General features: G+C 64.6%; 22 protein-coding genes. 12 read left to right on the top strand and 10 right to left on the bottom strand.

Annotation, left to right across the window (positions count from 1 at the left end; all coding sequences use genetic code 11):
- Positions 1 to 99 precede the first annotated feature (99 nt).
- Entirely contained in the window at positions 100 to 774 is a 675-nt protein-coding gene (locus L284_RS35775) for a hypothetical protein (RefSeq protein ID WP_031342150.1), read from the top strand.
- Positions 775 to 976: 202 nt separating this feature from the next.
- Entirely contained in the window at positions 977 to 2,467 is a 1,491-nt protein-coding gene (locus L284_RS35770; protein ID WP_021234127.1) for a DHA2 family efflux MFS transporter permease subunit, read from the top strand.
- Positions 2,468 to 2,496: 29 nt separating this feature from the next.
- On the opposite strand, the gene L284_RS35765 is transcribed toward L284_RS35770, so the two are convergent.
- Both L284_RS35765 and L284_RS35760 read right to left on the bottom strand, forming a co-directional pair.
- Positions 2,497 to 3,096, bottom strand: coding sequence for a biliverdin-producing heme oxygenase (locus tag L284_RS35765; RefSeq protein WP_021234126.1), 600 nt, complete (start codon positions 3,094 to 3,096; stop codon positions 2,497 to 2,499).
- 68 nt (positions 3,097 to 3,164) lie between these two features.
- Positions 3,165 to 5,267 carry a TonB-dependent hemoglobin/transferrin/lactoferrin family receptor gene (locus tag L284_RS35760; RefSeq protein WP_200861656.1) on the bottom strand — a complete coding sequence of 701 codons (2,103 nt, stop codon included), beginning with the start codon at positions 5,265 to 5,267 and terminating at the stop codon, positions 3,165 to 3,167.
- A 310-nt stretch (positions 5,268 to 5,577) separates the two neighbouring features.
- On the opposite strand from L284_RS35760, the gene L284_RS35755 reads away from it, so the two are divergent.
- Complete coding sequence (locus L284_RS35755) at positions 5,578 to 6,066, top strand: RrF2 family transcriptional regulator (RefSeq protein ID WP_021234124.1); 489 nt, start codon at positions 5,578 to 5,580, stop codon at positions 6,064 to 6,066.
- 33 nt (positions 6,067 to 6,099) lie between these two features.
- On the opposite strand, the gene L284_RS35750 is transcribed toward L284_RS35755, so the two are convergent.
- Complete coding sequence (locus L284_RS35750; protein ID WP_021234123.1) at positions 6,100 to 6,579, bottom strand: carboxymuconolactone decarboxylase family protein; 480 nt, start codon at positions 6,577 to 6,579, stop codon at positions 6,100 to 6,102.
- A gap of 205 nt (positions 6,580 to 6,784) precedes the next feature.
- Here L284_RS35750 and L284_RS35745 point away from each other — a divergent pair, with 205 nt between their 5' ends.
- A complete protein-coding gene (locus L284_RS35745; protein ID WP_021234122.1) occupies positions 6,785 to 8,239 on the top strand; it encodes a CYTH and CHAD domain-containing protein in 1,455 nt (484 codons plus the stop codon).
- A 7-nt stretch (positions 8,240 to 8,246) separates the two neighbouring features.
- Here the strand turns inward: L284_RS35745 and L284_RS35740 are convergent, their stop codons facing one another.
- Positions 8,247 to 9,026: a helix-turn-helix domain-containing protein gene (locus L284_RS35740; RefSeq protein ID WP_021234121.1), complete on the bottom strand. Its 780-nt coding sequence runs from the start codon at positions 9,024 to 9,026 to the stop codon at positions 8,247 to 8,249.
- A 158-nt stretch (positions 9,027 to 9,184) separates the two neighbouring features.
- Between L284_RS35740 and L284_RS35735 the strand changes: the two genes are divergently transcribed.
- Positions 9,185 to 11,353 carry a marine proteobacterial sortase target protein gene (locus L284_RS35735; RefSeq protein WP_031342145.1) on the top strand — a complete coding sequence of 723 codons (2,169 nt, stop codon included), beginning with the start codon at positions 9,185 to 9,187 and terminating at the stop codon, positions 11,351 to 11,353.
- Complete coding sequence (locus tag L284_RS35730; protein WP_021234119.1) at positions 11,350 to 11,970, top strand: class GN sortase; 621 nt, start codon at positions 11,350 to 11,352, stop codon at positions 11,968 to 11,970. Before L284_RS35735 ends, L284_RS35730 begins: the two co-directional genes overlap by 4 nt.
- A 62-nt stretch (positions 11,971 to 12,032) precedes the next feature.
- On the opposite strand, the gene L284_RS35725 is transcribed toward L284_RS35730, so the two are convergent.
- The 6 genes from L284_RS35725 to L284_RS35700 all read right to left on the bottom strand — a co-directional run bounded on the left by L284_RS35725 (position 12,033) and on the right by L284_RS35700 (position 18,706).
- Positions 12,033 to 14,222, bottom strand: a complete 2,190-nt coding sequence (locus tag L284_RS35725) for a TonB-dependent receptor (protein WP_021234118.1) — start codon at positions 14,220 to 14,222, stop codon at positions 12,033 to 12,035.
- Positions 14,223 to 14,566: 344 nt separating this feature from the next.
- Positions 14,567 to 15,139, bottom strand: coding sequence for a single-stranded DNA-binding protein (gene ssb, locus L284_RS35720; RefSeq protein ID WP_021234117.1), 573 nt, complete (start codon positions 15,137 to 15,139; stop codon positions 14,567 to 14,569).
- Positions 15,140 to 15,221: 82 nt separating this feature from the next.
- Complete coding sequence (gene feoB, locus L284_RS35715; protein WP_021234116.1) at positions 15,222 to 17,066, bottom strand: ferrous iron transporter B; 1,845 nt, start codon at positions 17,064 to 17,066, stop codon at positions 15,222 to 15,224.
- Entirely contained in the window at positions 17,063 to 17,302 is a 240-nt protein-coding gene (locus tag L284_RS35710; RefSeq protein ID WP_021234115.1) for a FeoA family protein, read from the bottom strand. Before L284_RS35710 ends, feoB begins: the two co-directional genes overlap by 4 nt.
- Before the next feature lie 85 nt (positions 17,303 to 17,387).
- Positions 17,388 to 18,041 (bottom strand): COQ9 family protein, encoded by a 654-nt coding sequence (locus L284_RS35705; RefSeq protein WP_200861655.1) that lies wholly within the window; start codon positions 18,039 to 18,041, stop codon positions 17,388 to 17,390.
- A gap of 8 nt (positions 18,042 to 18,049) precedes the next feature.
- Positions 18,050 to 18,706 (bottom strand): ankyrin repeat domain-containing protein, encoded by a 657-nt coding sequence (locus L284_RS35700; protein WP_235054364.1) that lies wholly within the window; start codon positions 18,704 to 18,706, stop codon positions 18,050 to 18,052.
- Positions 18,707 to 18,811: 105 nt separating this feature from the next.
- On the opposite strand from L284_RS35700, the gene L284_RS35695 reads away from it, so the two are divergent.
- From L284_RS35695 to L284_RS35675, 6 genes are all read left to right on the top strand, one after another.
- Positions 18,812 to 19,411 (top strand): SCO family protein, encoded by a 600-nt coding sequence (locus L284_RS35695; protein ID WP_040713281.1) that lies wholly within the window; start codon positions 18,812 to 18,814, stop codon positions 19,409 to 19,411.
- The gene (locus tag L284_RS0124175; RefSeq protein WP_031342140.1) at positions 19,408 to 19,917 is read left to right on the top strand and encodes a YcgN family cysteine cluster protein; all 510 of its coding nucleotides are present in this window, start codon (positions 19,408 to 19,410) and stop codon (positions 19,915 to 19,917) included. The genes L284_RS35695 and L284_RS0124175 overlap by 4 nt, the downstream gene beginning before the upstream one ends.
- Positions 19,918 to 19,920: 3 nt before the next feature.
- A complete protein-coding gene (locus L284_RS35690) occupies positions 19,921 to 20,646 on the top strand; it encodes a M48 family metallopeptidase (RefSeq protein ID WP_021234110.1) in 726 nt (241 codons plus the stop codon).
- A gap of 97 nt (positions 20,647 to 20,743) precedes the next feature.
- Positions 20,744 to 21,241 carry a hypothetical protein gene (locus tag L284_RS35685; RefSeq protein WP_021234109.1) on the top strand — a complete coding sequence of 166 codons (498 nt, stop codon included), beginning with the start codon at positions 20,744 to 20,746 and terminating at the stop codon, positions 21,239 to 21,241.
- Complete coding sequence (gene ribD / locus L284_RS35680) at positions 21,241 to 22,224, top strand: bifunctional diaminohydroxyphosphoribosylaminopyrimidine deaminase/5-amino-6-(5-phosphoribosylamino)uracil reductase RibD (protein ID WP_031342138.1); 984 nt, start codon at positions 21,241 to 21,243, stop codon at positions 22,222 to 22,224. Before L284_RS35685 ends, ribD begins: the two co-directional genes overlap by 1 nt.
- A 2-nt stretch (positions 22,225 to 22,226) precedes the next feature.
- Positions 22,227 to 22,844: a riboflavin synthase gene (locus tag L284_RS35675; RefSeq protein ID WP_021234107.1), complete on the top strand. Its 618-nt coding sequence runs from the start codon at positions 22,227 to 22,229 to the stop codon at positions 22,842 to 22,844.
- Positions 22,845 to 22,885 lie beyond the last annotated feature (41 nt).

The raw sequence follows: 22,885 nt of genomic DNA, 5'->3' as shown, positions 1-22,885 counted from the left end.
TCCGAGCGCAAGCTGTCGATAGGCTCTGGCCTTACCGGCCCTCATTCGCCATCCTTCCTTTTCCAGATAAATCCAGGAGAGTGCGTGTACCATCGAACGATGATTGCCATGGGCGCCGCAACTGCCGCGCTGGCTGCTCCCGCCGCGCTGGCGGAAACCCCGCGCGAACTTCTGACCACGGCCGCGTTTCAGACGGCGGACAAGAAAAAGGCCCTGTCGCTCATTGCACAGGCGATCGCCGCGTCCGACCGGATCCTGGCGACCCGCCCTGGCGATCGCGAAGCCACGCTTCAGCGCGGAGTGGCGATCGGCTACCGCGCTAAACTGACGCGCAGCCGCACCGACGCACGCACCTCGCTGGAGGTCTTCAAGCGCCTGGCCGCACAAAATCCGCGAGATGCCGAAGCCCAGATGGTCATAGCGGGCTGGCATCTCGATGCGATAGACCAGTTGGGTGGTCTCGTGGCACGTACCATGATCGGTGCCAAGGCCGATGCCGGCGAGGCCGCTCTGAACCGGGCCGTCGCGCTGGGGAACGACCGGGCCTTCTATCCTGGGCTCGCGGCAATGATGCGTATCCGCAAGGATCCGGGCGACGTTGCCCAGGCGCGCCGTCTGGCCGAGGCTGCCGCCGCCGCTCCGGCGCCTACCCCGCTCGACGCGCAGATGAAGCGTGCCGCCCTTGCCATATTGCCTGCTCTTCGCGCCAACGACGGCAAGACCGCCGCCCGCCAGTCCCGCAAGCTGATGCCGTTCGGCAAGATCGCGGACTGAGATCTAAAGGACGCAGGCCCGGCGAGGACGTCACGGGTTTCCATCCTGCACCTTGCTCCCTATATGATCCGCGCCGGCATGCTCGCGTGACAGACGACGGCCGGTTCGAGGGAGGGGATCAAAGTCCGCGAATTCGAAAGCTGCCTATGTCGATCCCCCACCCAACCCTGCAGGTTTCATGTTGAGGCCGCGGCGTCGCGGCATGGCTTCGGTCAATGCGGAAGTACGCGACGGCATCGTGCCCGCCGCCGGCTCCCTCGCCAAGACGCGCGACGAAGGTCCTCCGGTATCGGGAGCGAACTACCGGCTGGTGGCGCTGATCATCGCTTCCGCTCTATTCATGGAATTCGTGGATTCGACGGTCCTGGCGACGGCCTTGCCGACGATGGCCCGCGATTTCGGTGTGCGTCCCCAGGAAATGAGCGTCGCGCTGACCTCTTACCTGCTGGCCCTTGCGGTGTTCATCCCGGCCTCGGGTACGATCGCGGACCGTTTCGGATCGCGAACCGTGTTTCGCGCCGCGATCCTGCTGTTCGTTCTTGGCAGCCTGGCTTGCGGGCAGTCCGTGTCCCTAGAGATGATGGTCGTCTCCCGCTTCTTGCAAGGGGTCGGCGGGGCAATGATGATACCCGTCGGCCGCCTCGTCCTGCTGCGCTCGGTAGCCAAGCAGGACATGGTGAACGCGATGTCGTGGCTCCTGGTCCCGGCGCTGATCGGCCCCATCCTGGGACCGCCGCTCGGCGGCTTTATCGTGACCTACCTGGACTGGCGGTGGATCTTCTACATCAACCTGCCCATGGGCGTACTCGGGTTCTATCTGGTCGGGCGCTTCATCGCCAATATCCGCGAGGATGAGCCGGGCCGTTTCGACACGGCCGGTTTCGTCCTCAGCGGACTGTCCCTGGGGTGCCTGCTGTTTGGCTTCGAGATGGTCAGCCGTCCGGCAGAAGGCGCCCTGGCCGCCGCGCTGATCCTGGTCGGTTCGGTGGCCGGCGTGCTCTACGTGCTCCATGCCCGCGAGCGGGAGAACGCGATACTCGACCTGTCGCTGCTCAAGGACGAGACTTTCCGGCTTTCGGTCATCGCAGGATCGATCACGCGCATCACGCAAGGCGCGCAGCCCTTCCTGCTGCCCCTGATGATGCAGGTGGGCTTTGGGTTCTCCGCCGCGCGCAGCGGTACCATCACGGTAGCGACCGCGATCGGCTCGCTTGCCATGAAGAGTTTCGCTCCCCGCGTGCTACGCCGGTTCGGCTTCCGGCGGGCGCTGGTCTGGAACGGGGTGATCGCGACGGCAGGCTACGCGATCTGCGGTCTGTTCGACCCCAGCTGGCCGGTGTGGGCGATGTTCTGCATGCTGGGACTGTCCGGCTTCTTCATGTCGTTCCAGTTCACCGCCTACAATACGATCGCCTACGACGGCATAGACAAGAAGCAGATGAGTCGCGCGACGGCCTTCTATTCCACGTTCCAGCAGCTCATGCTGTCACTGGGCATCTGCGTCGCGGCGCTTGCCCTGCAAGCCGCCATGAAGGCCAATGCGCACGCCGCTCCTTCTCTCATCGACTTTTCGATCGCCTTCTGGGTCGTGACCGCGATCTCCCTGGGTGCCACGATCTGGAACTTGCGCTTCGCACCCGACGCCGGCGCGGAAATCAGCGGCCACGCTTCCGCAGCGGCGCCGAAACGGTAACCCGCCGGAGCGCGATCACCAGCATCGCCTCAGGCGTATTCCCGTTCGACGAGGGCATGAACGCGCCGGAAGGCCGCATTCGCGCCGTCGATCACGCGCTTCTCTTCGGCCTCGTCCAGCGCGATCCCGTCCAGCGCTGCGGTGAAGGAGCGCCAGTGCTGGGCGCGTCCGTCCGGATGACCGGCGAGATGACGCGCTCCGTGATTTTCATCGAGCCCCAGGGCGCGCGCCATCTTGAACAGGAACGCCGCGCCCAGGTTGGACCCTTCAGCGACATAGAGCCAGCCGAGTGCAGTGGGCAAATCGATCGACGCCGGCAAGAAATGGGGCGGCTCCTCGGTCGCGGGAGGGCTCTGGTTCAGATCCGCGAGATCCTGGCCGATCTGGTCGAGCCGCCGGCGATCGGCAAGGTCGGGAACGAGGGCGGCGAGGCCGGCGTCGGCGTAGAGCGCCTCGAGGTCGCGGTGAAACTGGTACTGGACCGCCAGGAACCGGCCATAGTTCTCCAGGGCCGCGAAGGGATCCCCCGCCATGATCCGCTTGTCCAGCCGATCGTGCGTTTCCGAGGTGGCCGCCTTGAGGCGCTTGGCGCGACCTATCTCGGCGGCGGCCTGAAGTGTCGTGTCCATGAGTAGTCCTTCTTCAATGGGCGATGGGCGGGCCGCGGCGCGGGATCCTTTGCCTCCGGCCCGCCGCATCAGAACGCGAGTATCATCGAGGCCTTGTAGGTCCGTCCGGGCTGGCTGTAATAACTCTGGGAAACGGTGGCGCTATCCGAAATATCGAGCGCGTTGAAATAGGTCTTGTCGAGGATGTTGTACACGCCGCCCTGAACCCGCAAGCCCTCGAACAGGCCGGGTTTCACCCAGGCGGTGAAATCGACGATCCCGTATCCCGGCGTCCTGTTGATCGTGGAGGCGGGATCCTCGACCTTGTTGCGCTTCGCCGCGACGGTCGCGGAGAGGTCGGCACCGAAGCGTTCCTGGCTGTAGCCCAGCCCGGCGATGCCGCGCAGCGGCGGGATCGAATTCAGATGGATATCCTGATCGGTATCCTTGCCCTGGGAGTAGGCGATCGCCCCCCAGACCCGCCAATCGTCCGTCAGCGCCCACTGCGCGCTCGCCTCCACGCCGTAGATCCGCACGCGGGCGCGGTTGACGTACTTGAACACGCCGAATGGATAGCTGCCGCTGAGGCCGGCTGCCACCGCGGTCGTGGTGATCGTGTCGATGAAGTTGCGGTAATAGTTGTCGTAGAAGCCGACTTTGGCTCCGCACCGGTCATCGCCGAACTTAACGCCCAGTTCGTAGCCCTTGCTGGTTTCGGCCTTGAGGTCCGGATTGCCGATGCTGACGTAGCTGCCGGTTCCGCCATAAGTCAGGTAAAGCTCGGTGGCCGAAGGGGCTCGGAACGCCTGGGCATATTGCGCATAAGCGGTAAAGTTCGGCGCGACGTCGTATTCGGCCATGAACTTGGGCGAGAACCGGGACGCGCTGGAGCGCGCAGGCAACCCCTCATAGGCGGCGTTCACCGTATAGCTCGGCGTATCTCTCGGTGTGCGGCGATACCAATCGAAACGCAGGCCTGGCGTGAGATGAAAAGCGCCCAAAGTCAGGCGATCCTGGATGAACAGCCCGAGATCGATGCCGTCCACGTCGGGCATGTCCGACTGGTTGACATGGAGGAACGCGCAGGAGCGGATCGCCGGGGTGCAGTTGTCCAGCCCGCCGGCATATTGGGTGGTCCTGGTGGCATAGACTTCGCCGCCCAGACTGACGGCATGCTGCACCGTGCCCGTTTCCAAGCGCCCGACGATCGATCCATTCGCACCCCAGGACTCGTCCTGCAGGTCGCTGTCGCGATCGTATCGCCCAACCGGCAGAGCGATGCGCATGGCCTGCGTATAAGTCCGAATGTTCAGGCGCTGCCAATAGCCGACGATGTGCGCTTCCTGGACGAAGCCATCGCCTTGGGCCTGATAATCGTAGGTCGCAGCCACCCGCTTTCGCTTGTTCTGCTCCAGCGTATCGTAGGAGGAGTAGGTCGCGCCGATGCTGGTCAGCGTGGCTTCGTCGTAGCTCCGCGTGAAGGTTTCGCCGGTCAGACCCAGACGATGACCGCCGCCGAGATATCGATGAATTTTCACCAGAAGGTTATCCTGATCGTAGGAGGCGGGGTTCTTCTCGGTGCGAGCGGTCCCCAGGCCTCCCAGGGTTCCCTGGTTTTCGATCTCATGCCCGTTCTGGTAGCCGCCCTGGATCAGCACCAAGGTGTCGCCGGTCCTGAACGCTCCCGCCTGGTTCAGGTAGATGCTGTCGCTGGCGCTGTCGTAAGTGGCCTTGCCCAGCGCGCCCTGTTTCCTGCCTTCCGTCAGCAGATCCTCCGGGTCCAGCGTGCGCACCGCGAAGACGCCGCCAAGGGCGCCCTGGCCGAAGTAGCTCGAATCCCCGCTCTTCACCACGTCGATGGCGCTGAGCGAATTGAAGTCGAACGCTGCCACCCCGCCCTGCACGCCGCGTGCGCCGTCGTTCATCCACGGCAGGCGAATGCCGTCCACTGTGGTCAGGACGCGATTGGCGTCGAGACCGCGAATATTGATGCTCTGGTTGCTGCTGCTGAAGTTCACCCCCGCGTCGACCCGGCGAGCATAGTCCGAGATCGTGTCGACCATCCGCTCACGTAGCGTATCGGCCGAGGTGGTCGTGGTCAGGACAGCGGGCTTCCCGGCAGCATTACGGTCAACGCCCTGTCGACGATCCGGGATCGCGGTGTCCTCCACCCGAACCGATCCGAGCTTCACCGGATCCGCGCTCGCAGTGCTATCCTCCGAAGCATGAGCAGCCGCGCTGATGGAGAAGCAAACCACCACGCCTAAGGCGGAAGTTCGCCTAAGCCGATGAGAAATCTTGTGCCCCTTGAGCAGATGCATCGGCATACCGTTCTGTTGCTAATGATTCGCAGGAACAGTAAATGCCCGTTGTCGCTGGAATAATGCAATCTGCTTGCCGCAAATTAATGCGGATTATGCGCAATCGCGGTGTTTCCGGGATCTCGATTGCAGATCGATCCCGATCCGGATATGGCATGTCCATGATTGGTCGCTGGTCGCAATGAACCTGAAGAACCAGGTCGAATGGGCTCTTCACTGCTGTGCCGTGCTGAGCAATCTGCCGGAAGGGCGCTACCTGTCGGCGCGCAGCCTGTCCGAGTTCCACGGCGTGCCCAAGGAATACCTCGGCAAGGCGCTGCAAGGTCTGTCCAAGGCTGGGATCGTCCATACGACCCTCGGGCCAAGCGGCGGCTATCGCCTCGCTTTGCCGGCCGGCGAGATAACGTTCCTGAACGTCGTGGAAGCGGTGGAAGGGCGCAAGTCGACTTTCCAGTGCAGCGAAATCCGGGCCAACAATCCCTGTCGCCCGGGAGACTTCTGCGACGATAAGCCCTGCGCCATCGCCCGCGTCATGTGGAAGGCGGACGAGGCCTGGCGCCAGACGCTGGCGGCCGTCAGTCTGGCCGACTTGCAGCAGACGCTTCAGCAGGACCTGCCGGCGGAGATCCTGCGGCGCAGTACGGAATGGTTGCTGGACCGCGCAGGCTGAAGCAAACCGGCCGCGCCTGCACGATCGTCTTCGTCAGGCAAGGTTGGCTTTTTCGAGACCATAGAGCTTGTCCGCCGATCCCGGAACCGCCTGAAAGGCGATCGACAGGCGGTTCCAGGCGTTGATCGTCATCACGGCAAACGTCAGATCGACGATCTCCTTCTCCGAGAAATGCTCCCGAACCTGCGCGTAGATCGCATCCGGCACACCGCCCTCCGGCAGCCGGCTCAGCGTCTCCGTCCAGAGCAGTGCCGCGCGTTCCCGCTCATCGAACAACGTGGACTCGCGCCAGATCGCGACATGATGGACCCGCAGCTCGCGCTCGCCCTGGATCTTGGCTTCCTTGACATGCATGTCGAGGCAGAATGCGCAGCCGTTGAGTTGCGAGGCACGGATATCGACGAGCGTGAGAATGCTCTTTTCGACGGCGCCCTGTTTCACCGCCATCGACAGATCCGTCATCTTGCGGACGAGTTCGGAAGACTGTTTCGCATAATCGATACGCTGAGACATTTCGCAAGATCCTTTGCCGGAGCTAATACGGATATTTATTGTCCGTAATCGGCGATGGGTCAAGGGGCTATGGCGGAGCAAGTTTCAACGCGCCGCCGAACGATCCAGGTCCTCGTGCGTTGTTCGTGCTCATGACGGTATCCTTGCGCTACAAGTGCGCCGGTTCGGCGCCGTGTTGCCAAGCGGCCCGAACGGAGATCTTAGAATGACTGCGGTTCCCAGTGATGAAGCCGAACTGAAGCTGGAACTCACGCCGGAAGGCGCGGACCGGCTGCAAGGTTCCGACCTGTTCACCGGCGAGCCTGAAGCCGTGTCTCAGCATGCGATCTATTTCGACACTTCGGGGCACGACTTGCTCGAGGCAGGGTTGTCCCTTCGCATCCGCCGAAACGGCCAGGATCGGGTGCAGACGATCAAGGCCGACGGCCCGGCTGCCGGCATGTTCATCCGGCCGGAATGGGAGCGTCCGGTTTCCGGTGACGAGCCCGTCATCGACCATGAAACGCCCATCCCCGCCTTGCTGGGAGACGAGGCTCCTGCGGTATCCCCCGTGTTCACCGTCGAGAACGAAAGACGCCTCTGGCTGAACGAAGGCATCGAGATCACGCTCGATCGCGGCAAGGTCGTCGCAGGCGAGCGGAATGCCTCCTTTTGCGAGATCGAACTCGAACTGAAGCAAGGCGAGGCCGCAGGCCTTTTCGCCCTCGCCCGCCGCATCGATGCCCTCGTTCCCGTGCGTATCGGTGTATCGAGCAAGGCGGAACGCGGCTACCGCCTGATCGGCCCCGCTCCATCCGCCGTGAAAGCCTCCCGGCTGAAACTGGAGCGCGGATTGACTGCAGCGGAGGCATTTCAGCAGATCGCCGCGTCCTGTCTGCGCCATTTTCGCCTCAACGAACCTCTGGTGCTCGATCACCGCGACGAAGCGGCATTGCACCAGGCCCGTGTAGCGATCAGGCGCTTGCGATCCGCTCTCACCCTGTACAAGGCGATGTTCCCCGATGACGAACGCCGCCGGTTCAACGATGAACTGCGCTGGCTGGCGGCGGAACTCGGCAAGGCGCGCGATCTCGACGTTCTTTCCGGGCAGGCGGAAGGCGGCGCGTTTCTCGATCGCATTCTTGCCGCGCGAGATGACGCTTATGTCGAAGCCGTTGCGGCCCTCAATTCACAGCGGGCCCGAACGCTCACGCTGGATCTGGCGGAGTGGACCGCGATCGGTGCCTGGCTTGCGCGTGAGGACAACCGCGAAACGCGCGAAACCCCTGCACGGGACTTTGCGGCGAAAGCGCTCGATCGCTTCCGGCGCAAGGTGAAGAAAGGTGGCCGGCGCATGGAGAAGCTGGACGATCACGCGCGCCATGAAGTCCGCAAGACCGCCAAGAAGCTGCGCTATGCAACGGACTTCTTCGGCACGCTGTTTCCGGAGAAGCGGGAGCGTCGGCGCCGGAAGCACTTCGTCGACGCCCTGGAGGACCTGCAGGACCGAATGGGCGCGCTCAACGATCTCGTGGGAGCGCCCCAACTGCTGCACGATCTTGGTTTGGCCGAGGCACCGGAAGCAGTGGGTATCGCCGATCGTAAACGAAAAGGCGAGCTGCTCGAAGCCGCTGCCGAGGCCTACGGCGCTTTCGCGGATGCCAATCGCTTCTGGCGCTGAACCGGGTTCAACACGGCAGGTGCAGGCGGGCGAAATCGCCTTCCGTCGAGCGGCCAAGCAGGTCGCGGTACGCCGCGAAGTGCGGCATCTCCGCCGTGACCGGCCCAAGCGCGGCGTCCTCGCCGTCCGCCAGCTTGCGCAAGGCGATCGGGGCGGCGGCGGGTACGAGCTGCGATCCGCTGCCCACTTCCAGCGTCGTGAGGATCCCGAAAAGCTGGCCTTCGATCGTCGGACGGGAGAGGATCGCCAGGCGGTATTGCCCCTGCTCGTTGGTGACGAGATAGATATGACCGGAAAGATTGGGCAACGAGACGTGGCCGGCCTGTTCGAAACGAGAGTCCGATCGTCCTGATTCCGCGAAGCCGAGGCAGGCTTTTTCCGGCACCCAGCGCACCGTCGTCAGATAGGCGAACAGACCGCCGGGCGTGCCGAAGCTGGGGCGGATCGTCAGGTAGCGGCCTTCGAGCCAGGTGACCGCCGAACGGGCATAGGCGCCCATGGTGTCGGGTGCCACGTCGCGGGCGTGGGGCGCCGCTGCCGGGGCGTGGGTTCCCGCGCGCAAGTTGACGCCCAGTGCCTCTTCGATGCGCAGCAGCGTTGCCAGCGTGAAGGCGCGCTTGCCTGCCAATGCCTTTTCAAGAGTCGACAGGCTGATGCGCGCCATGTCGGCGAGCGCCTGGCGCGAAATGCGGCGACGCGCGATTTCCTCCCGCACTAGACGGGCGAGTTCGGCGCCCTCGCTGGACGGAGGGGCGGAATCGCTCGGTTCGGTTTGTGTCACTGTCATCTTGCGCCTATTTCCGCACAAATACGCACAGTCCGTCAATCATTCCGTCGTCTTGCGCTTTTCCGCACATGGGGTGTCGGAAGCGGCTGATACTGCTGGTGGCTGTGCGGCCAGGCAGGCGCATAAGAACAAGGCTCCCCAACCGACTGGAGCCCCCCATGCCGCATACTCCCCCTTCCCGCCGCACCTTGATCCCGGCCATGGTCCTGGCGCTGGCGGCTCCGGCCGCGATCGTCGTCCATGCCGCCAGTGCCGTGGCCGACGAGACCGCCTCGAACGACGCCGAGGCCGAGGACGGCCCCGCCGCCGGCACTCTGCTGCTGCGCGGGCAAGGCGTCGCCCGAAGCCTGCCGGCGGTTCGGCTCGGCACCGACATGAATGTCTCCGTGACGGGACAGATCGCCCGGGTCAAAGTCACGCAGGCTTTCCGCAACACGTCCAAGACGTGGATGGAAGCCAGCTACCTCTACCCTCTCCCGCAGGACGGCGCCGTCGATTCGCTGAAGATGGTGGTCGGCCAGCGCGTGATCGTGGGCCACATCGAACCGCGCGAGAAAGCCCGCGAGACTTACGAGGCCGCCAAGGCCAGCGGCCGCAAAGCCGGCCTCGTGGAGCAGCAGCGGCCCAACATGTTCAGCACCATGGTCGCCAATGTCGGGCCGGGTGAGACGGTGCTGATCTCGATCGAGTACCAGGCACCCGTCAGCCAGGCGAACGGCACGTTCTCGCTGCGCCTGCCGCTGGTCGTCGGACCGCGCTATACGCCCCCGCACACCCTTACCTCGGACCCCGCCGTCGAGGATGCCAATGCCGTCACCAGCACGCCAGTGCTCGATCCCAAGTTGACACGCAAACTCAAGGGCGGCCTCAATCCCACGTCGATCTCGGTCCACCTCGCGCCCGGCTTCGGCGTCGCCAATCTCGTCAGCCGCTACCACAGGATCGATGTCGCCGGGCCGAGCGACAGCCGCACCGTCCGTCTGGCCGACGCCGCCGTGCCCGCCAACCGCGACTTCGTGCTCGAATGGCGCTCCGCCTCCGCCGACCCGACACTCGGCCTTTTCGCCCAGAAGACGGACAAGGGCGCCTATGTGATGGCGGCCATCACGCCGCCCGCCAACCTCGACGGCCTGCCCCGACCTCCCCGCGAGATGGTCTTCGTGATCGACAACAGCGGATCGATGGGCGGGGACTCCATGGACGAGGCCAAGGCGAGCCTCATACACGCGCTCGGCACCTTGCGCCCGCAGGACCACTTCAATGTGATCCGCTTCGACGACACAATGACGCGCCTGTTCGAACATAGCGTCGCCGCTACGCCGGACCAGGTGGCCCTGGCCACCCGTTTCGCGGAATCGCTGGAGGCGCAGGGCGGCACCGAGATGCTCCCCGCGCTCAAGGCGGCGCTGGAAGATGCCGGAACCGCCGCCGAGCGCCCGGGCGGCAACGATCCCGACATCCTGCGCCAGATCGTGTTCCTCACCGACGGCGAGATCTCCAACGAGCGCGAGATGATGGAAGCGATCGGCAGCGACGGCGGGCGCAGCCATGTCTTCATGGTCGGTATCGGCTCCGCGCCGAACGACTATCTGATGGAGCGCATGTCGACGATCGGCGGCGGGGTCTACACCCATGTCGGCGCCCCCGGCGAGGTGGCGGCCAAGATGATGCCGCTGCTCGACGTGCTCAGCCACCCGGCAGTGCGCGATCTCTCGGTGCGGGTCGAGGGCGGTTCGCTTGACCTGACGCCCTCGCGTCTGCCCGATGTCTACGCCGGACGGCCGCTGGTGCTGGTCGGCCGTACGGACAAGCTGGCAGGCATCCTGACCGTCAGCGGCAAGATCGGCGACAAGTCGTGGGAGCGGCGGGTGGACCTTGCCTCCGCCCTGCCCAGCCCCGCCATCGAAAAGCTCTGGGCACGCCGCCGCATCACCGATGTCGAAGCGGACCGCGCGCTCGGCAAGCTGGAGGATGGCCGCGCCGATGCCGAAGTCGAGCGGATCGGCATGGAAAGCGGTCTCGTCACCAGCCGCACCAGTCTCGTCGCCGTGGACGAGACGCCGTCCCGCCCCGCCGGCGCCCGGCTGACGAAAGAGGAACTGCCGATCGAACTGCCGGCGGGCTGGGATTTCGATACGTTGTTCGGCCAGGATGCCGTTCAGGCCGCCCCAGGACAAGGCTCGGGCGACTTGGCCGCCATGCAGACCCAGGCGCTGGAATTGCCGCAGACCGCCACCGGCTTCCTTGGTCTGGTCGGCAAGGGCTTCGCCTTGCTGCTGGCAGGCCTGACCGGCCTCGCCCTGCTTCTGCGCCGGAGGCGAGCATGAACACGGCGGTCCTGCGCATGCCGCGCCGCATCCGGGAGGTCGCGCATGGGCGCGGTCTCCTCACTCTCCTGTTAATAGCGCTTTGCTTTTCCGGCGTGGTGGAAATCGGCCGTGGGCTCTATATCCCTGCGAAATCGGCGGTGGCGCAAGTCCTGCTCGACCGAGCCTTCGACCGCAGCCGCATCGATCATGCGGCGCGCAAGCCGTGGCCCTGGGCGGACATGACGCCGCTCGCCCGCCTGGTCGTGCCGGGGCTTGGTATCTCGCGCGTGGTGCTGGATAGCGGATCGGGCCAGGCGCTGGCATTCGGGCCCACGATGCTGCCCGGCGCCGCCGCCTTGGGCCAGCCGGGTACTGCCGTGATCGCGGCCCACCGCGACACGCATTTCGCTTTCCTGCGCGATGTGAAGAAGGGCGACCTTCTCTTCGTCCAGACCCGCGATGGCTTGGACAGGCGCTACCGGGTGACCGGAGCGGAAATCGTGCGCTGGGATCGCTATGCGCTGGCCGATGCTCCGGTCGGAGAGCGGCTCGATCTGGTGACCTGCTTCCCGTTCGACGCGATCCAGCGCGGCCCGTGGCGCTATGTCGTTCACGCCGAAGCGGTAACGCGGTGATCTGCGCTGCAAGTGGGCCTCACCGATCCGGCTTTCGAAAAGCGGATCGGTGAGGTTTCCAATCAGAAGTGGAACTTCACTTCGCCGCCGATGATGCGCGGCTCGTTGACCATGCTGGTCAGATTGTTGAAGTCGATCGCGCCGACTATGCGGATCTGGTTGGTGATGTTGCGGGCAAAGGCGGCGACTTCCACGCCCACGCGGTTGTCGCGCCAGCCGGCACGCAGGCCTCCTTCCAACGAAGCCTTGCCGGTAAACTCGATCGAATCGTAGAGGAACAGGTTTACCGAGCTGCGATAGGCCCAGTCGGTATAGGCGAACACTTCCTGGTTCTCGGCCACCGGATAGGTGTAGCCGGCCGTCCAGTTCGCGATCCAGCGCGGCGCCTGAGGCAGGCGATTGCCGTCGATCGAAACGAACGAGGTGCCGGCCACCACCGGGTCGAGTACGGTGCAGCCGCCCGAGCAGGGTTCCACCCTGAGATCGCGGTCCTTGAGCTTGGTGAAGTTGTAGCTGCCGCCTGCGGTCAGGACGAGGCCTTCGACCGGGGTTAGCGTCATTTCGCCCTCGACGCCCCAACCTATCGCCTTGCGGGCGTTGATCAGCGTGGTGGTGTTCGATGCACCGCCCACTGCAGTCAGCTGGATATTGCGGGTGTTCATGTAGAACACGTCGGCGGAGTAGCTGACGAGACCCCGTTCCTGGCCCTTGAAGCCCATCTCGAACGATGTCGTCGTCTGCGGCTTGGCCTGCGATGCGACCCCGGCGATGGCGTCGTTCTTCAGCGAGGCACCGAGGTAACCCGAGGCCGCACGGGCATAGAGCGCATGATCCGGGTCGAGCTTGTAGGTCGCGCTGGCATCCCAGGAGACCTTCGATCCCTTGACGCGGCCCTCGGAAAGCTGCGTGCCGTCGGCAGCGTCGAGCGTGCTGTACTTGCGATCATGCGTCCAGCGCAGGCCGCCTCGTAGGATCAGCTGGTCGATCGGCGTGTACTCGGCCGAGCCGAAGACCGCGTAAGTCTCGTTGTCCAGGTGCGCGGTATTGCCATTGGTCCGAACGTTTTCAGGGGTCCAACTCACCGCTTCGGTGTTGAGGTTCTGGTTGAAGTAATAGGCGCCCGCCTGGAAGCTGACATCGCCGAACTTCGCCGAAGCGAAGCGCAGTTCCTGCGTGAACTCGCGCGGACGAGCCTTGCTGCCCGTCTCGACCGAGAACGGCACGGCAGCGGGATAGCTGCCGTCCGTGTCGCCGCGCGAAAAGACGTTGACCTTCTCCCAGCCGGTCACCGAGAAGAGGGTGCCGAGCCCGTCAAAGTCGTAGCTCGCCTGGACGTTGGTGCCCCACCCGTCGAGACGCTGCGGGTTCGAGCCGTTCTGCGCGGTGTGCTCCACGTCGAAGCCGTCCACGAAGTCGTTGGTCCCCGGCTCGATCGAGTTGCCGCGGAAGACGCGTGCAGACCCACGCAGATGCCGAGCATGCAGGTTGACCAGCACATTGAGCGGCCCGTTATCGTACTCCAGCAGCACGCGCCCGGCGAGGTCGTCGTAACCGTCGAAGCTGCGTTCGTTGATGGTCTGGGCGTAGTCGTTCTTCACCCAGTCGTCGCGGTGCTGCAGGTTGCCGGCTACGCGAAAACGCAGCGTGTCGGTGATCGGACCGCTCAGGGCGACTTCGCTGTTGACCGTGTTGTAAGTGGCCCATGAAGCCTGGGCATGTCCGGTATAATGGTCGGTAGGCCGCGCCGAAGTCAGTTTGATGACCCCCGCCGGCGTGTTGCGACCGAACAGGGTGCCCTGAGGCCCCTTCAGCACTTCGATGTTCTCGAGGTCGAAAGCCGGAAACGCCTTCAGGAACGGGCTTTCGAGAGCGATGTTGTCATAGACCACCGAAACCGGCTGAGCGGCGTCGGAAGAGAAGTCGGTATTGCCGAGACCGCGGATATAGAAGCGCGGAAAGGTCCGTCCGAACGACGATTCCGCCAGAAGGCTGGGCACTCGGCCTGAAAGGAAGCGGATGTCCTGCCCGCTCGAGTTGATGGCGGCCAGCTTGTCTCCGCTCAGGGCCGAAACGGCGATCGGTACGTCCACCGCGCGCTCTTCACGGCGCGTCGCCGTGACGACGATGTCCGTGCTGACGTTTGCGTCTTCCGCCGCCGTGCCGACGACCTGAGCCTCCGCCGCCGAGGGGGTGACGCAGGCAAGTGCGATAAGCGAGGCGGCGGCGCGATAGCTGTATCGACGCTGATTCATACTATTGTGAAACCCTGATTACGCTGGAGACCTGTTGGGCGCGCGCCTAGGGAGTTGCAGCTGCATCGGCAAACGCAATATTTCGGTATCGCCGTTGCGAAAATAAGATCAGCCGCTTCTGTGGCCTGAGAGCCACAAACGCAGAACGAGCATCGTGTCACCGAGCGTCCGCCGGAAAGCCTCGACATCATTGAGATCGATGACCTTTGTTTCGCCCCAGCCTTGCTATGCGACGCCTTCTCGTTCGGCAGGAGCGACCGAAGGCGAAGAAAATCGATCAGCCAATGAAAAAGGCGCTCCTAGCGGAGCGCCCTTCGAAGAGACCGATTCTGGTCGTGGATTCATCAGAACGGAATGTCGTCGTCGAGATCGTCGCCGAAACCGCCGCCGCCGCTGCTGGTACGGCCCCAGTCGCTGCCGCCGGACGGGCCACCCGAAGACGATCCGCCGCTGCGGCCCCAATCGTCGCCGCCAGAGGAGCCGCCCGAACGGCCGCCGCCATAGCCGCCGCCTTCGTTGAAGCCGCCGCCGGAACCACCCCGCGCACCGCCGCCGGCGCCGCCCTGCGCGCCGTCGAGCATCGTCAGCACACCGCCGATGCCGCCCACCGAGACTTCGGTGGTGTAACGGTCGTTACCGTTCTGGTCCTGCCACTTGCGGGTGCGCAACTGGCCTTCGATGTAGATCTTCGAGCCCTTGCGAAGGAACCGCTCGACCACGCCAACCAGGCCTTCGCTCTGGATCACGACGGAGTGCCACTCGGTGCGCTCCTTGCGCTCGCCGGTGGCGCGGTCCTTCCAGTTTTCCGAGGTGGCGATGCGCAGGTTGGCAATGCGCCCGCCGTTCTGGAACGACTTGACTTCGGGATCGGCTCCGAGGTTGCCGATCAGAATGACCTTGTTGACACTGCCTGCCATGAGGGAATCGCTTTCCTGTATAAATTCGGCGAACGGGGTAGCGAATGGGGAGCCCCGGTGCGAGTCTCCTGAGCCGGGTTGTCTACAACCCAACCCCCACAGCGATCCAGTAGGTCACCCCTGCGGCCACATAGGCAAGGCCGAAAAGATAGGCGAGCATGAAGCTCGGCCACTTCCAGCCATTGGTTTCGCGCCGCGTGACCGCGATGGTCGACATGCACTGCGGCGCGAAGACGAACCACGCCAGGAACGCCAGGGCCATCGGCAGGCTCCAGCGACCCTTCAGGCGGTCGCCCAGTTCCACGGCCTGCTGGTCCTCGTCGTCTCCCGCATCGACGGCATACGTCGTCGCCAGGGAGGAAACCGCCACTTCGCGCGCGGCCATCGCCGGGATCAGCGCCAGCGCCATGTCGCGATTGAAGCCGATCGGCTCGACCACGACGGCAAGGCCGTTCGCCAGCTTGCCGGCGATCGAGGCATCGACCTGGCTTTCGCCCGGCCGGGCCTGCGGGAAGTTGAGCAGCACCCAGAGCACCACGGTGACGGTGAAGATGATCGTCCCCGCACGGCGCAGGAATATCCAGGCGCGCTGCCACAGGCCGATCGCCATGTCCTTCAGCCGGGGCATCTGGTACTTCGGCATCTCCATGATGAAGCCCGACGCGGCCCCCTTGGTGATCGAGCTGCGCAGCAGCAGCGCCACGATCATGGCGCCGACGATCCCCGCTACATAAAGCCCGAACAGCACGACGCCCTGAAGCCCGATGCCCCAGCCGAGGTTGGTGTTCGGAATGAAGGCGCCTATGATGACGGCATAGACCGGCAGGCGCGCCGAGCAGGTCATCAGCGGCGCGATCAGGATCGTCGTCAGCCGGTCCTTGGGGTCGGTGATCGAGCGCGTCGCCATGATGCCGGGGATGGCGCAGGCGAAGCTGGAGAGCAGCGGGATGAAGCTGCGTCCCGAAAGACCGACATAGGCCATCAGTCGATCCATCAGGAACGCCGCACGGGCCATGTAGCCCGAGGCTTCCATCGCCAGGATGAAGGCGAAGAGGATGACGATCTGCGGCAGGAACACCACGACCGAACCGACGCCGGAAATCACCCCGTCCGTCAGCAGGTCTCGCACGAGTCCGGCCGGCATCGCGGCCTTGACGGTATCGTGCAGCCAACCGGCGCCGGCATCGAGCCCGTCCATGAGCGGCGCGGCCCAGGCGAAAACGGCCTGGAACACCACGAACAGGAACGCGAAGAGGATGAGCGGGCCGAGCCAGGGATTGAGCAGGACCTGATCGAGGCGCGCATGGAGCCGATGCTGCTTCGATTCCGACAGGATCGCCGCATTGGCCATCGCATGGGCAGCCACGCGGCGCTCGGTAGGCCCAAGGTCGGTAAGACCCGGTCCGGCATGGCGGCTTTCGGCCGAAGCGATCGCCTCACCGAGTTCTGCAAGGCCGCGGCGGCGCACGGCGACGGTGGGCACGACCTTTACGCCGAGTTCCTCCTCCAGCACGGCGGCGTCGAGCACCAGCCCATCGCGCTCTGCGAGGTCGACCATGTTGAGCGCCACCACCGACGGCTTGCCCAGCGCCAGAAGTTCCTGCGCGAAGACAAGGTGCTGCTCCAGGTTCGAGGCGTCCAGCACGATGACGAGAACGTCCGGCTCGGCTTCCCCGGCGAACTTGCCGGCAATGACCTTGGACGTCACTTCCTCGTCCGGGCTGGTCGCGTCGAGGCCGTAAGCACCCGGGAGGTCGGTCATCTCCACCGGCTCGCCGGTCGGCAGGACCATGCGGCCCGACTTGCGCTCCACGGTGACGCCTGGATAATTGGCGATCTTCTGGCGCGCGCCGGTGAGCGCGTTGAACAGTGCGCTCTTGCCGGCGTTCGGGTTGCCGACGAGGGCGATCTTGCGCTGGCGGCTCATAGCGGCGAGACTTCCATGGCGTGGGCATGCGCCCGGCGCACCGCGATGGTCATGCGGCCGATGGCGATGGCGATGGGATCCCTTCCCCCCGCCACGCCCCGATGCGCTATCGAAACGGTGGCGCCTTCTTCAAGGCCGAGTGCACGAAGGCGGCGGGCTTCTTCAGGAACGAGGGCATTCCAGTCCACCGCGACGATGCGAGCACGCTGGTCGATAGGGAGAAGATCGAGAGTCATGCCGCTCCGCTGCCAGATCGGCGACCCGATTGCAACTTGTTCGCAATAAGAAACAAAGGAGGCGCTATGCCGGTTCTACCTGCCCCTACCGAGCTGGGTAACGCAATCGGCCGAGCAGCCGCACCAGGCTGATCCGTTCCTCCGGCGCGCGCAGGAACTGGGCCTTGGTCTTCTCGAAGCGGATGATCCCTTCGATCCGGCGGTCCAGGAAAGCGCGCGTTTCCGCCTTGTCCTCGGTCTTGTCCGACACGAAGACGCGCAAGGTGGCCGCGTAGATGCCGCCCAGGATCGTGCGTTTCGTATAGTGGTTGTAATCGGTTGCAGTATCGCCCGCGAGGCGCCACATCGCATCCGCACTGCCCCAGCCCAGGCGCAGCGAGGTTCGCAGGTTCTGGGGCATGGCCATGATCGTAAGCGCGCGGTTCAGAGCTTCCTCGCGCCCGGCCACGGCATCGAGCCGTGCCATGACCAGCCGGCGAATACGCTCCCGGATCGATACGCCCTTCAGCGAGGAGGCCGGAGTCGTGCGCTCCATCTCCTCGTCAACGTGATCGATCCATGCTGCAATCATTGCCATCTGCCCGTCGCGGAAAGCGAATTCCGCAAGAGCCCGGTCGATCCCGCCCATTTCGGCCGCCTGGCGGACGGCGTCCATCGTCCAGCCGTCGAACACCGCGGCATCGGCGATCGCGGGTGCGAGTTGGCGGCGCAGCGCCTCCAGGGTTTCTGCCTGTTCCATCATCGGTCTCAGAAAGTCGGGCCGTAGACCGCTTTGGACTTGCCCGAGTTTTTCTTGGCATAGTCTTCAAGCAGTGACGCAATTGCGCTGCCGCGGGCTTCCTGCGCAGCATAGTCGCGCGCGCTGCGGCCGGAATTGTCGGACCGGCTGGGATCGGCGCCTGCTTCCAGCAGGGCCTTGATCATGTCGGTATCCTTGCGATGCACGGCGAAGATCAGCGGCGTTTCACCGGCGTCGTTCGACGTGCTGGGATTGGCCTTGTGTTCGAGCAGGAGAGACACCCCTTCCCGCCAGCCCAGGCTCACCGCGACGGCGAGCGGCGTGCGGCCGCGATCGTCCGACGCGTTGACGTTGGCGCCTTTGCCGATGAGATAGCTCAGCCAGGTAAGGTCGCGGCGATTGGCCACGATCAACAGGGCGGTCTCGCCGCTCGTCACGTCCTTCGCGTTGACGATCTGGCTGTTGTCCATGAGCGCCTGCTCGACCTTCTCGCCTTCTTTTTTCTTGACCGCCTCAAGGAACTTGTAGCCGTCGGAAAAGTCGGCATAGGCGGGAGAAGCGAACATCAGGCCTGCCGCGAGCGCAGCCAGGACGGCCTTGACCGGCCGCCCATTCAAGATCCCACGCGAGCGCTGCGAGACGTTCCCGGACATGATCTTCGACACCTTCAATAGCTCCAGACAAACGGAGGGGCCCGTGAAACACCGGCCTTGCCTCCCGGCATCGCACCCTTGCATGGGAGGCTCTAGCAGAGCATGAAGCCCGGCGCCATGACATACCTTAAGCGCCGGATCGCTCCCATAGCTCTCGCCCTTTCGTTGACAGCCGCGCTTGGCGCGTGTCAGCAGAGCACTGTCGAGGCGCCGCCGCTCGAAGGCGCGCAGATCGGCGGACCGTTCACGCTGAGCGACAAGGACGGCAAGACCGTCACCTGGGACAGCTTCAAGGGCAAGTGGCGGATCGTCTACTTCGGCTACACGTTCTGCCCGGACGCCTGCCCGATGGATGTCCAGGCGATGATGCGCGGGTTCTCCTCGTTCGAGAAAGCCCATGCCGCCGAGGCGCAGAAGGTCCAGCCGATCTTCATCACCATCGATCCCGAACGCGACACGCGCGAGGTCGTCGGCGAATGGACGGGCGCCTTCGGTCCGCGGCTCTACGGACTTACCGGTAGCCCCGAGCAGATCAAGCAGGCGGCAAACGCCTTCGCGGTGTATTACAAGAAGGGCGAATCGACGCCCGGCGGTTATCTCATGGATCACAGCCGAACGGCATTCCTGCTCGATCCCGACGGCAAGCCGATCGCCATGCTGCCCGTCGACAAGGGACCGGAAGCGGTATCCGCAGAATTGACAAAGTGGGTTAAGTGAACCAGCCAAAGCCTTCCAGTGTAAAGCCTTTTTGGGAGCGCCCGATCGATACTCTCGATCAGGCGGAGTGGGAGGCGCTCTGCGATGGGTGCGGCCAGTGCTGTTTGCACAAGGTTGAGGATGCCGACACAGGCGAGATCTATCACACCAACGTCGCCTGCAAGCTGCTCAATCTCAAGACCGCGCAATGCAGCGATTATGCTCGCCGCCACAAGTTCGTACCGGACTGCATGAAGCTCACGCCCAAATCGGCGGGAAACCTTGCCTGGCTGCCGCCAAGCTGCGCCTACCGCCTGCGCGCGGACGGTGAACCGCTCCCCGAGTGGCACTACCTTGTCTGCGGAGATCGCGACGCGGTCCACAAGGCGGGAATTTCGGTCGCCGGTAAGGTCGTCAGCGAAACAGTGGCAGGACCGCTCGAAAATCACATAGTCTGGCCCTACGGCGAGGATGAGGACGAGGGCGATCTTGAACCCGATGGGCCTGCGCCTTGGGAGACGAAGTAGTTCGTGCTCGACTGGCTGCGCCGAGATCCGCGCGAGGAACCCACGCTTGAAATCGCGGGGCGCAAGGTGCCCGTGGTCATTCGAAGGTTGGCGCAATCCCGGCGCATGACCATGCGCCTCGCGCCGGACGGTAGTGAAATCCGCATCTCCATCCCGCGCTGGACTCGCACCGAAGACGCGCTGGCGTTTGCCAGATCAAAACAATCCTGGCTGGCGATCCAGATCGAGGCCCTGCCGGAGCCGACCCATCTGGGTGAGGGATCGTCACTGGATTTCCGCGGCCATCGCTTCATCATTCGCCACGACCCGGCCTTACCGCGCCGACCGGTGCCCGACGACGGACTTCTGCTGGTCGGCGGGCCTGAAAGCTCGCTGGCCCCGCGCCTCAAGCGCTGGCTGGAGGGCGAGGCCCGCGACGTGCTGGCCGCCGACCTTGCCGAGTACTGCCGGCGTGCCGAGCAGCCCGTTCCGCCGCTCGCGCTGTCGAGCGCCCGCAGGCGTTGGGGCAGTTGCGCGGCCGATGGCTCGATACGGATCAACTGGCGTCTCGTGATGGCGCCGGACCATGTCCGTCGTTCCGTGGTGGCCCACGAAGTGGCGCATTTGGTCCACTTCGATCACTCGCCTGCATTTCACGCGTTCCTGGCCGGGATCTTCGAAGGCAGCGTGCCTTCCGCCAATCGCTGGCTGAAGGAGAACGGCCCAACCCTTTATGCGCCCTTCGGCTAGCCCGGATTGAGCCTTGCATCCCTGCACTGCGCGAAGGTTACGCCGAAATGCCCGTGCCGCATTTTCAAACCGCTCGTAAACCACTACATAGCGCGGCATGGCTCTGTTCAAGCGTTCAGGATACTGGAAAGACGTCAGCCCCACCGGCATGGTCGCGGACTTCCGCGCCGTGTGGAAGGAGGCTGGACACAATCGTTGGCGTATCGCCGCAGTCTCGGCTGCATGCACCTTTTCGGTCTTCTACCTCATGTCGACTCAGGAAGCCCGAGGGCCGCATCCGCCGCCCAAAATCGTCTACATTTCCGTACTTCCGGCGCATCGCACCGACGAGCAGATCCTGGCTTCCAATATCGAGAACCAGAAGCGCAAGGAAGCCTGGGCCGCCGAACAGGCCAAGCGCGACAAGGAAGTGCGAGACATCTACAAGACCATCGGCCGCTACTCCGGTATGGATGTCGACAAGATCGCCCACGATGCCGAGGTCGAGGAAGCGGCGCGAAAGAAGGCGGAGATGGAGCGGATCGGCAAGCCGCGCCTGCCCGAAGGCCGTACTTTGCCGCAGATCGATCAGGCGCCGAGCCAGACCGGACAGTGATGCAGGACGCGCGCTGGCTCGCCGCCGCCGCCGCGTTGGCTGGGCGGGCAAGACCTTCGAGTCGGCCCAATCCGGGCGTGGGCGCCATCCTGGTCAAGGACGGGCTCGTTGTCGCGCGCGGGTGGACCCAAGCGGGCGGGCGGCCCCATGCCGAAGCCGTTACGCTGGCCGCTGCCGGAGCAGCCGCTCGTGGAGCCACGCTCTACGTCACGCTGGAGCCTTGTGCCCACAAATCGGAACGCGGCCCCGCCTGCGCCGATCTCGTCTGCGCATCCGGCGTTGCGCGTGTCGTGATCGGCTGCATGGACCCCGATCCGCGCACCTCCGGAGCAGGCCTCCTGCGCATCCGGAGCGCCGGCATAGAAGCCTGCTACACGCCCTCGCCCGCCTGTGAGCGGAGCCTTTCCGGCTACCTGATCTCGAAGCGGCTTGGCCGCCCCGAAGTCTCGCTCAAACTGGCACTTTCCCTCGATGGCTGCATCGCCCTCGACAGCGGCGAAAGCCAGTGGATCACAGGCCCACAGGCGCGTGCCCACACCCATGCCATGCGCGCGAAGGCCGATGCCATTCTCGTCGGCGGCGGCACGCTGCGCGCAGACAATCCGCGCCTCGATGTGCGCCTGCCGGGAATCGAGCATCGCAGCCCGGCCCGATGGGTCCTTACACGAGGCGAGGTGCCGGAAGGCTGGCACGCGCTGGCCTCGCCGGAAGCGATCAGCGAAATGTCGGGTATCCAATATCTCTTCGTCGAAGGCGGCGCCGCGGCGGCAACCGCGTTCCTCCGGGCCGGCCTCGTCGATCGCCTGCTGATCTACCGCGCGCCTATCCTCATCGGCGGCCGCCCTGCCCTTGCCGACTTCGGCCTTTCCCGCCTGTCCGAAGCCCATGGCCGCTGGCGCATGACCGAGCGGCGACAGCTTGGCAGCGACACGCTCGAAGTCTACGAGACCGCAAACGCATCAGAGCCCTCGCTCGAAAGGTAGTCATGTTCACCGGAATCGTCACCGCTATCGGCCAGATCCGCGAAGCCCGCCAGACGGGCGACTTGCGCGCGGTAATCACTTGCCCCTTCGATCCCGCCGGGATCGCCATGGGTGCCTCGATCGCGTGTTCGGGCGTATGCCTGACCGTAGTGGACAAAGGCGGTGTCGCCGGAGACGCCTGGTTCGCCGTGGACATCTCGGCCGAGTCGATTTCCCGCACGGTGGCGGGCCGCTGGACGGAAGGCACCAGCCTCAACCTCGAAGGCGCACTCAAGCTGGGGGATGAACTGGGCGGCCACATCGTCACCGGACATGTGGACGGCGTCGGTTCGGTCGTCAGCGTGACGCCCGAGGGCGATTCGAAGCGCTTCGTGATCGCCGCTCCCAAGGAATTGGCGCCTTATCTCGCACCCAAGGGCTCCATCACGGTGGACGGCGTATCGCTGACGGTGAACGAAGTGGTCGATCAGGCGGATGGCAGCTGCCATTTCACGCTCAACATCATCCCGCATACGTCCGAGGTCACCACGATCGGTGCCCTTAATCCGGGCGAAGGCGTGAACCTGGAGATCGACGTTCTGGCGCGCTATCTTCAGCGGATGCAGTCCCTGCGGAACTGACGCCGCAGTATCGGAGAGCGTTGCGTGACGGCCGCATCTCG

It is taken from the genome of Novosphingobium lindaniclasticum LE124 (assembly GCF_000445125.1).
Classification (GTDB): Bacteria; Pseudomonadota; Alphaproteobacteria; order Sphingomonadales; family Sphingomonadaceae; genus Novosphingobium; species Novosphingobium lindaniclasticum.
The sequence above is the reverse complement of the archived record's forward strand: the minus strand, read 5'-3'. Positions and strand labels throughout refer to the sequence as shown.

Coding starts and splice junctions, on each gene's coding strand:
- L284_RS35775 (WP_031342150.1), top strand. CDS start 100: ATGATTGCCATGGGCGCCGCAACTGCCGCGCTGGCTGCTCCCGCCGCG.
- L284_RS35770 (WP_021234127.1), top strand. CDS start 977: ATGGCTTCGGTCAATGCGGAAGTACGCGACGGCATCGTGCCCGCCGCC.
- L284_RS35765 (WP_021234126.1), bottom strand. CDS start 3,096: ATGGACACGACACTTCAGGCCGCCGCCGAGATAGGTCGCGCCAAGCGC.
- L284_RS35755 (WP_021234124.1), top strand. CDS start 5,578: ATGAACCTGAAGAACCAGGTCGAATGGGCTCTTCACTGCTGTGCCGTG.
- L284_RS35750 (WP_021234123.1), bottom strand. CDS start 6,579: ATGTCTCAGCGTATCGATTATGCGAAACAGTCTTCCGAACTCGTCCGC.
- L284_RS35745 (WP_021234122.1), top strand. CDS start 6,785: ATGACTGCGGTTCCCAGTGATGAAGCCGAACTGAAGCTGGAACTCACG.
- L284_RS35740 (WP_021234121.1), bottom strand. CDS start 9,026: ATGACAGTGACACAAACCGAACCGAGCGATTCCGCCCCTCCGTCCAGC.
- L284_RS35735 (WP_031342145.1), top strand. CDS start 9,185: ATGCCGCATACTCCCCCTTCCCGCCGCACCTTGATCCCGGCCATGGTC.
- L284_RS35730 (WP_021234119.1), top strand. CDS start 11,350: ATGAACACGGCGGTCCTGCGCATGCCGCGCCGCATCCGGGAGGTCGCG.
- L284_RS35725 (WP_021234118.1), bottom strand. CDS start 14,222: ATGAATCAGCGTCGATACAGCTATCGCGCCGCCGCCTCGCTTATCGCA.
- ssb (WP_021234117.1), bottom strand. CDS start 15,139: ATGGCAGGCAGTGTCAACAAGGTCATTCTGATCGGCAACCTCGGAGCC.
- feoB (WP_021234116.1), bottom strand. CDS start 17,066: ATGAGCCGCCAGCGCAAGATCGCCCTCGTCGGCAACCCGAACGCCGGC.
- L284_RS35710 (WP_021234115.1), bottom strand. CDS start 17,302: ATGACTCTCGATCTTCTCCCTATCGACCAGCGTGCTCGCATCGTCGCG.
- L284_RS35705 (WP_200861655.1), bottom strand. CDS start 18,041: ATGGAACAGGCAGAAACCCTGGAGGCGCTGCGCCGCCAACTCGCACCC.
- L284_RS35695 (WP_040713281.1), top strand. CDS start 18,812: ATGACATACCTTAAGCGCCGGATCGCTCCCATAGCTCTCGCCCTTTCG.
- L284_RS35685 (WP_021234109.1), top strand. CDS start 20,744: ATGGCTCTGTTCAAGCGTTCAGGATACTGGAAAGACGTCAGCCCCACC.
- ribD (WP_031342138.1), top strand. CDS start 21,241: ATGCAGGACGCGCGCTGGCTCGCCGCCGCCGCCGCGTTGGCTGGGCGG.
- L284_RS35675 (WP_021234107.1), top strand. CDS start 22,227: ATGTTCACCGGAATCGTCACCGCTATCGGCCAGATCCGCGAAGCCCGC.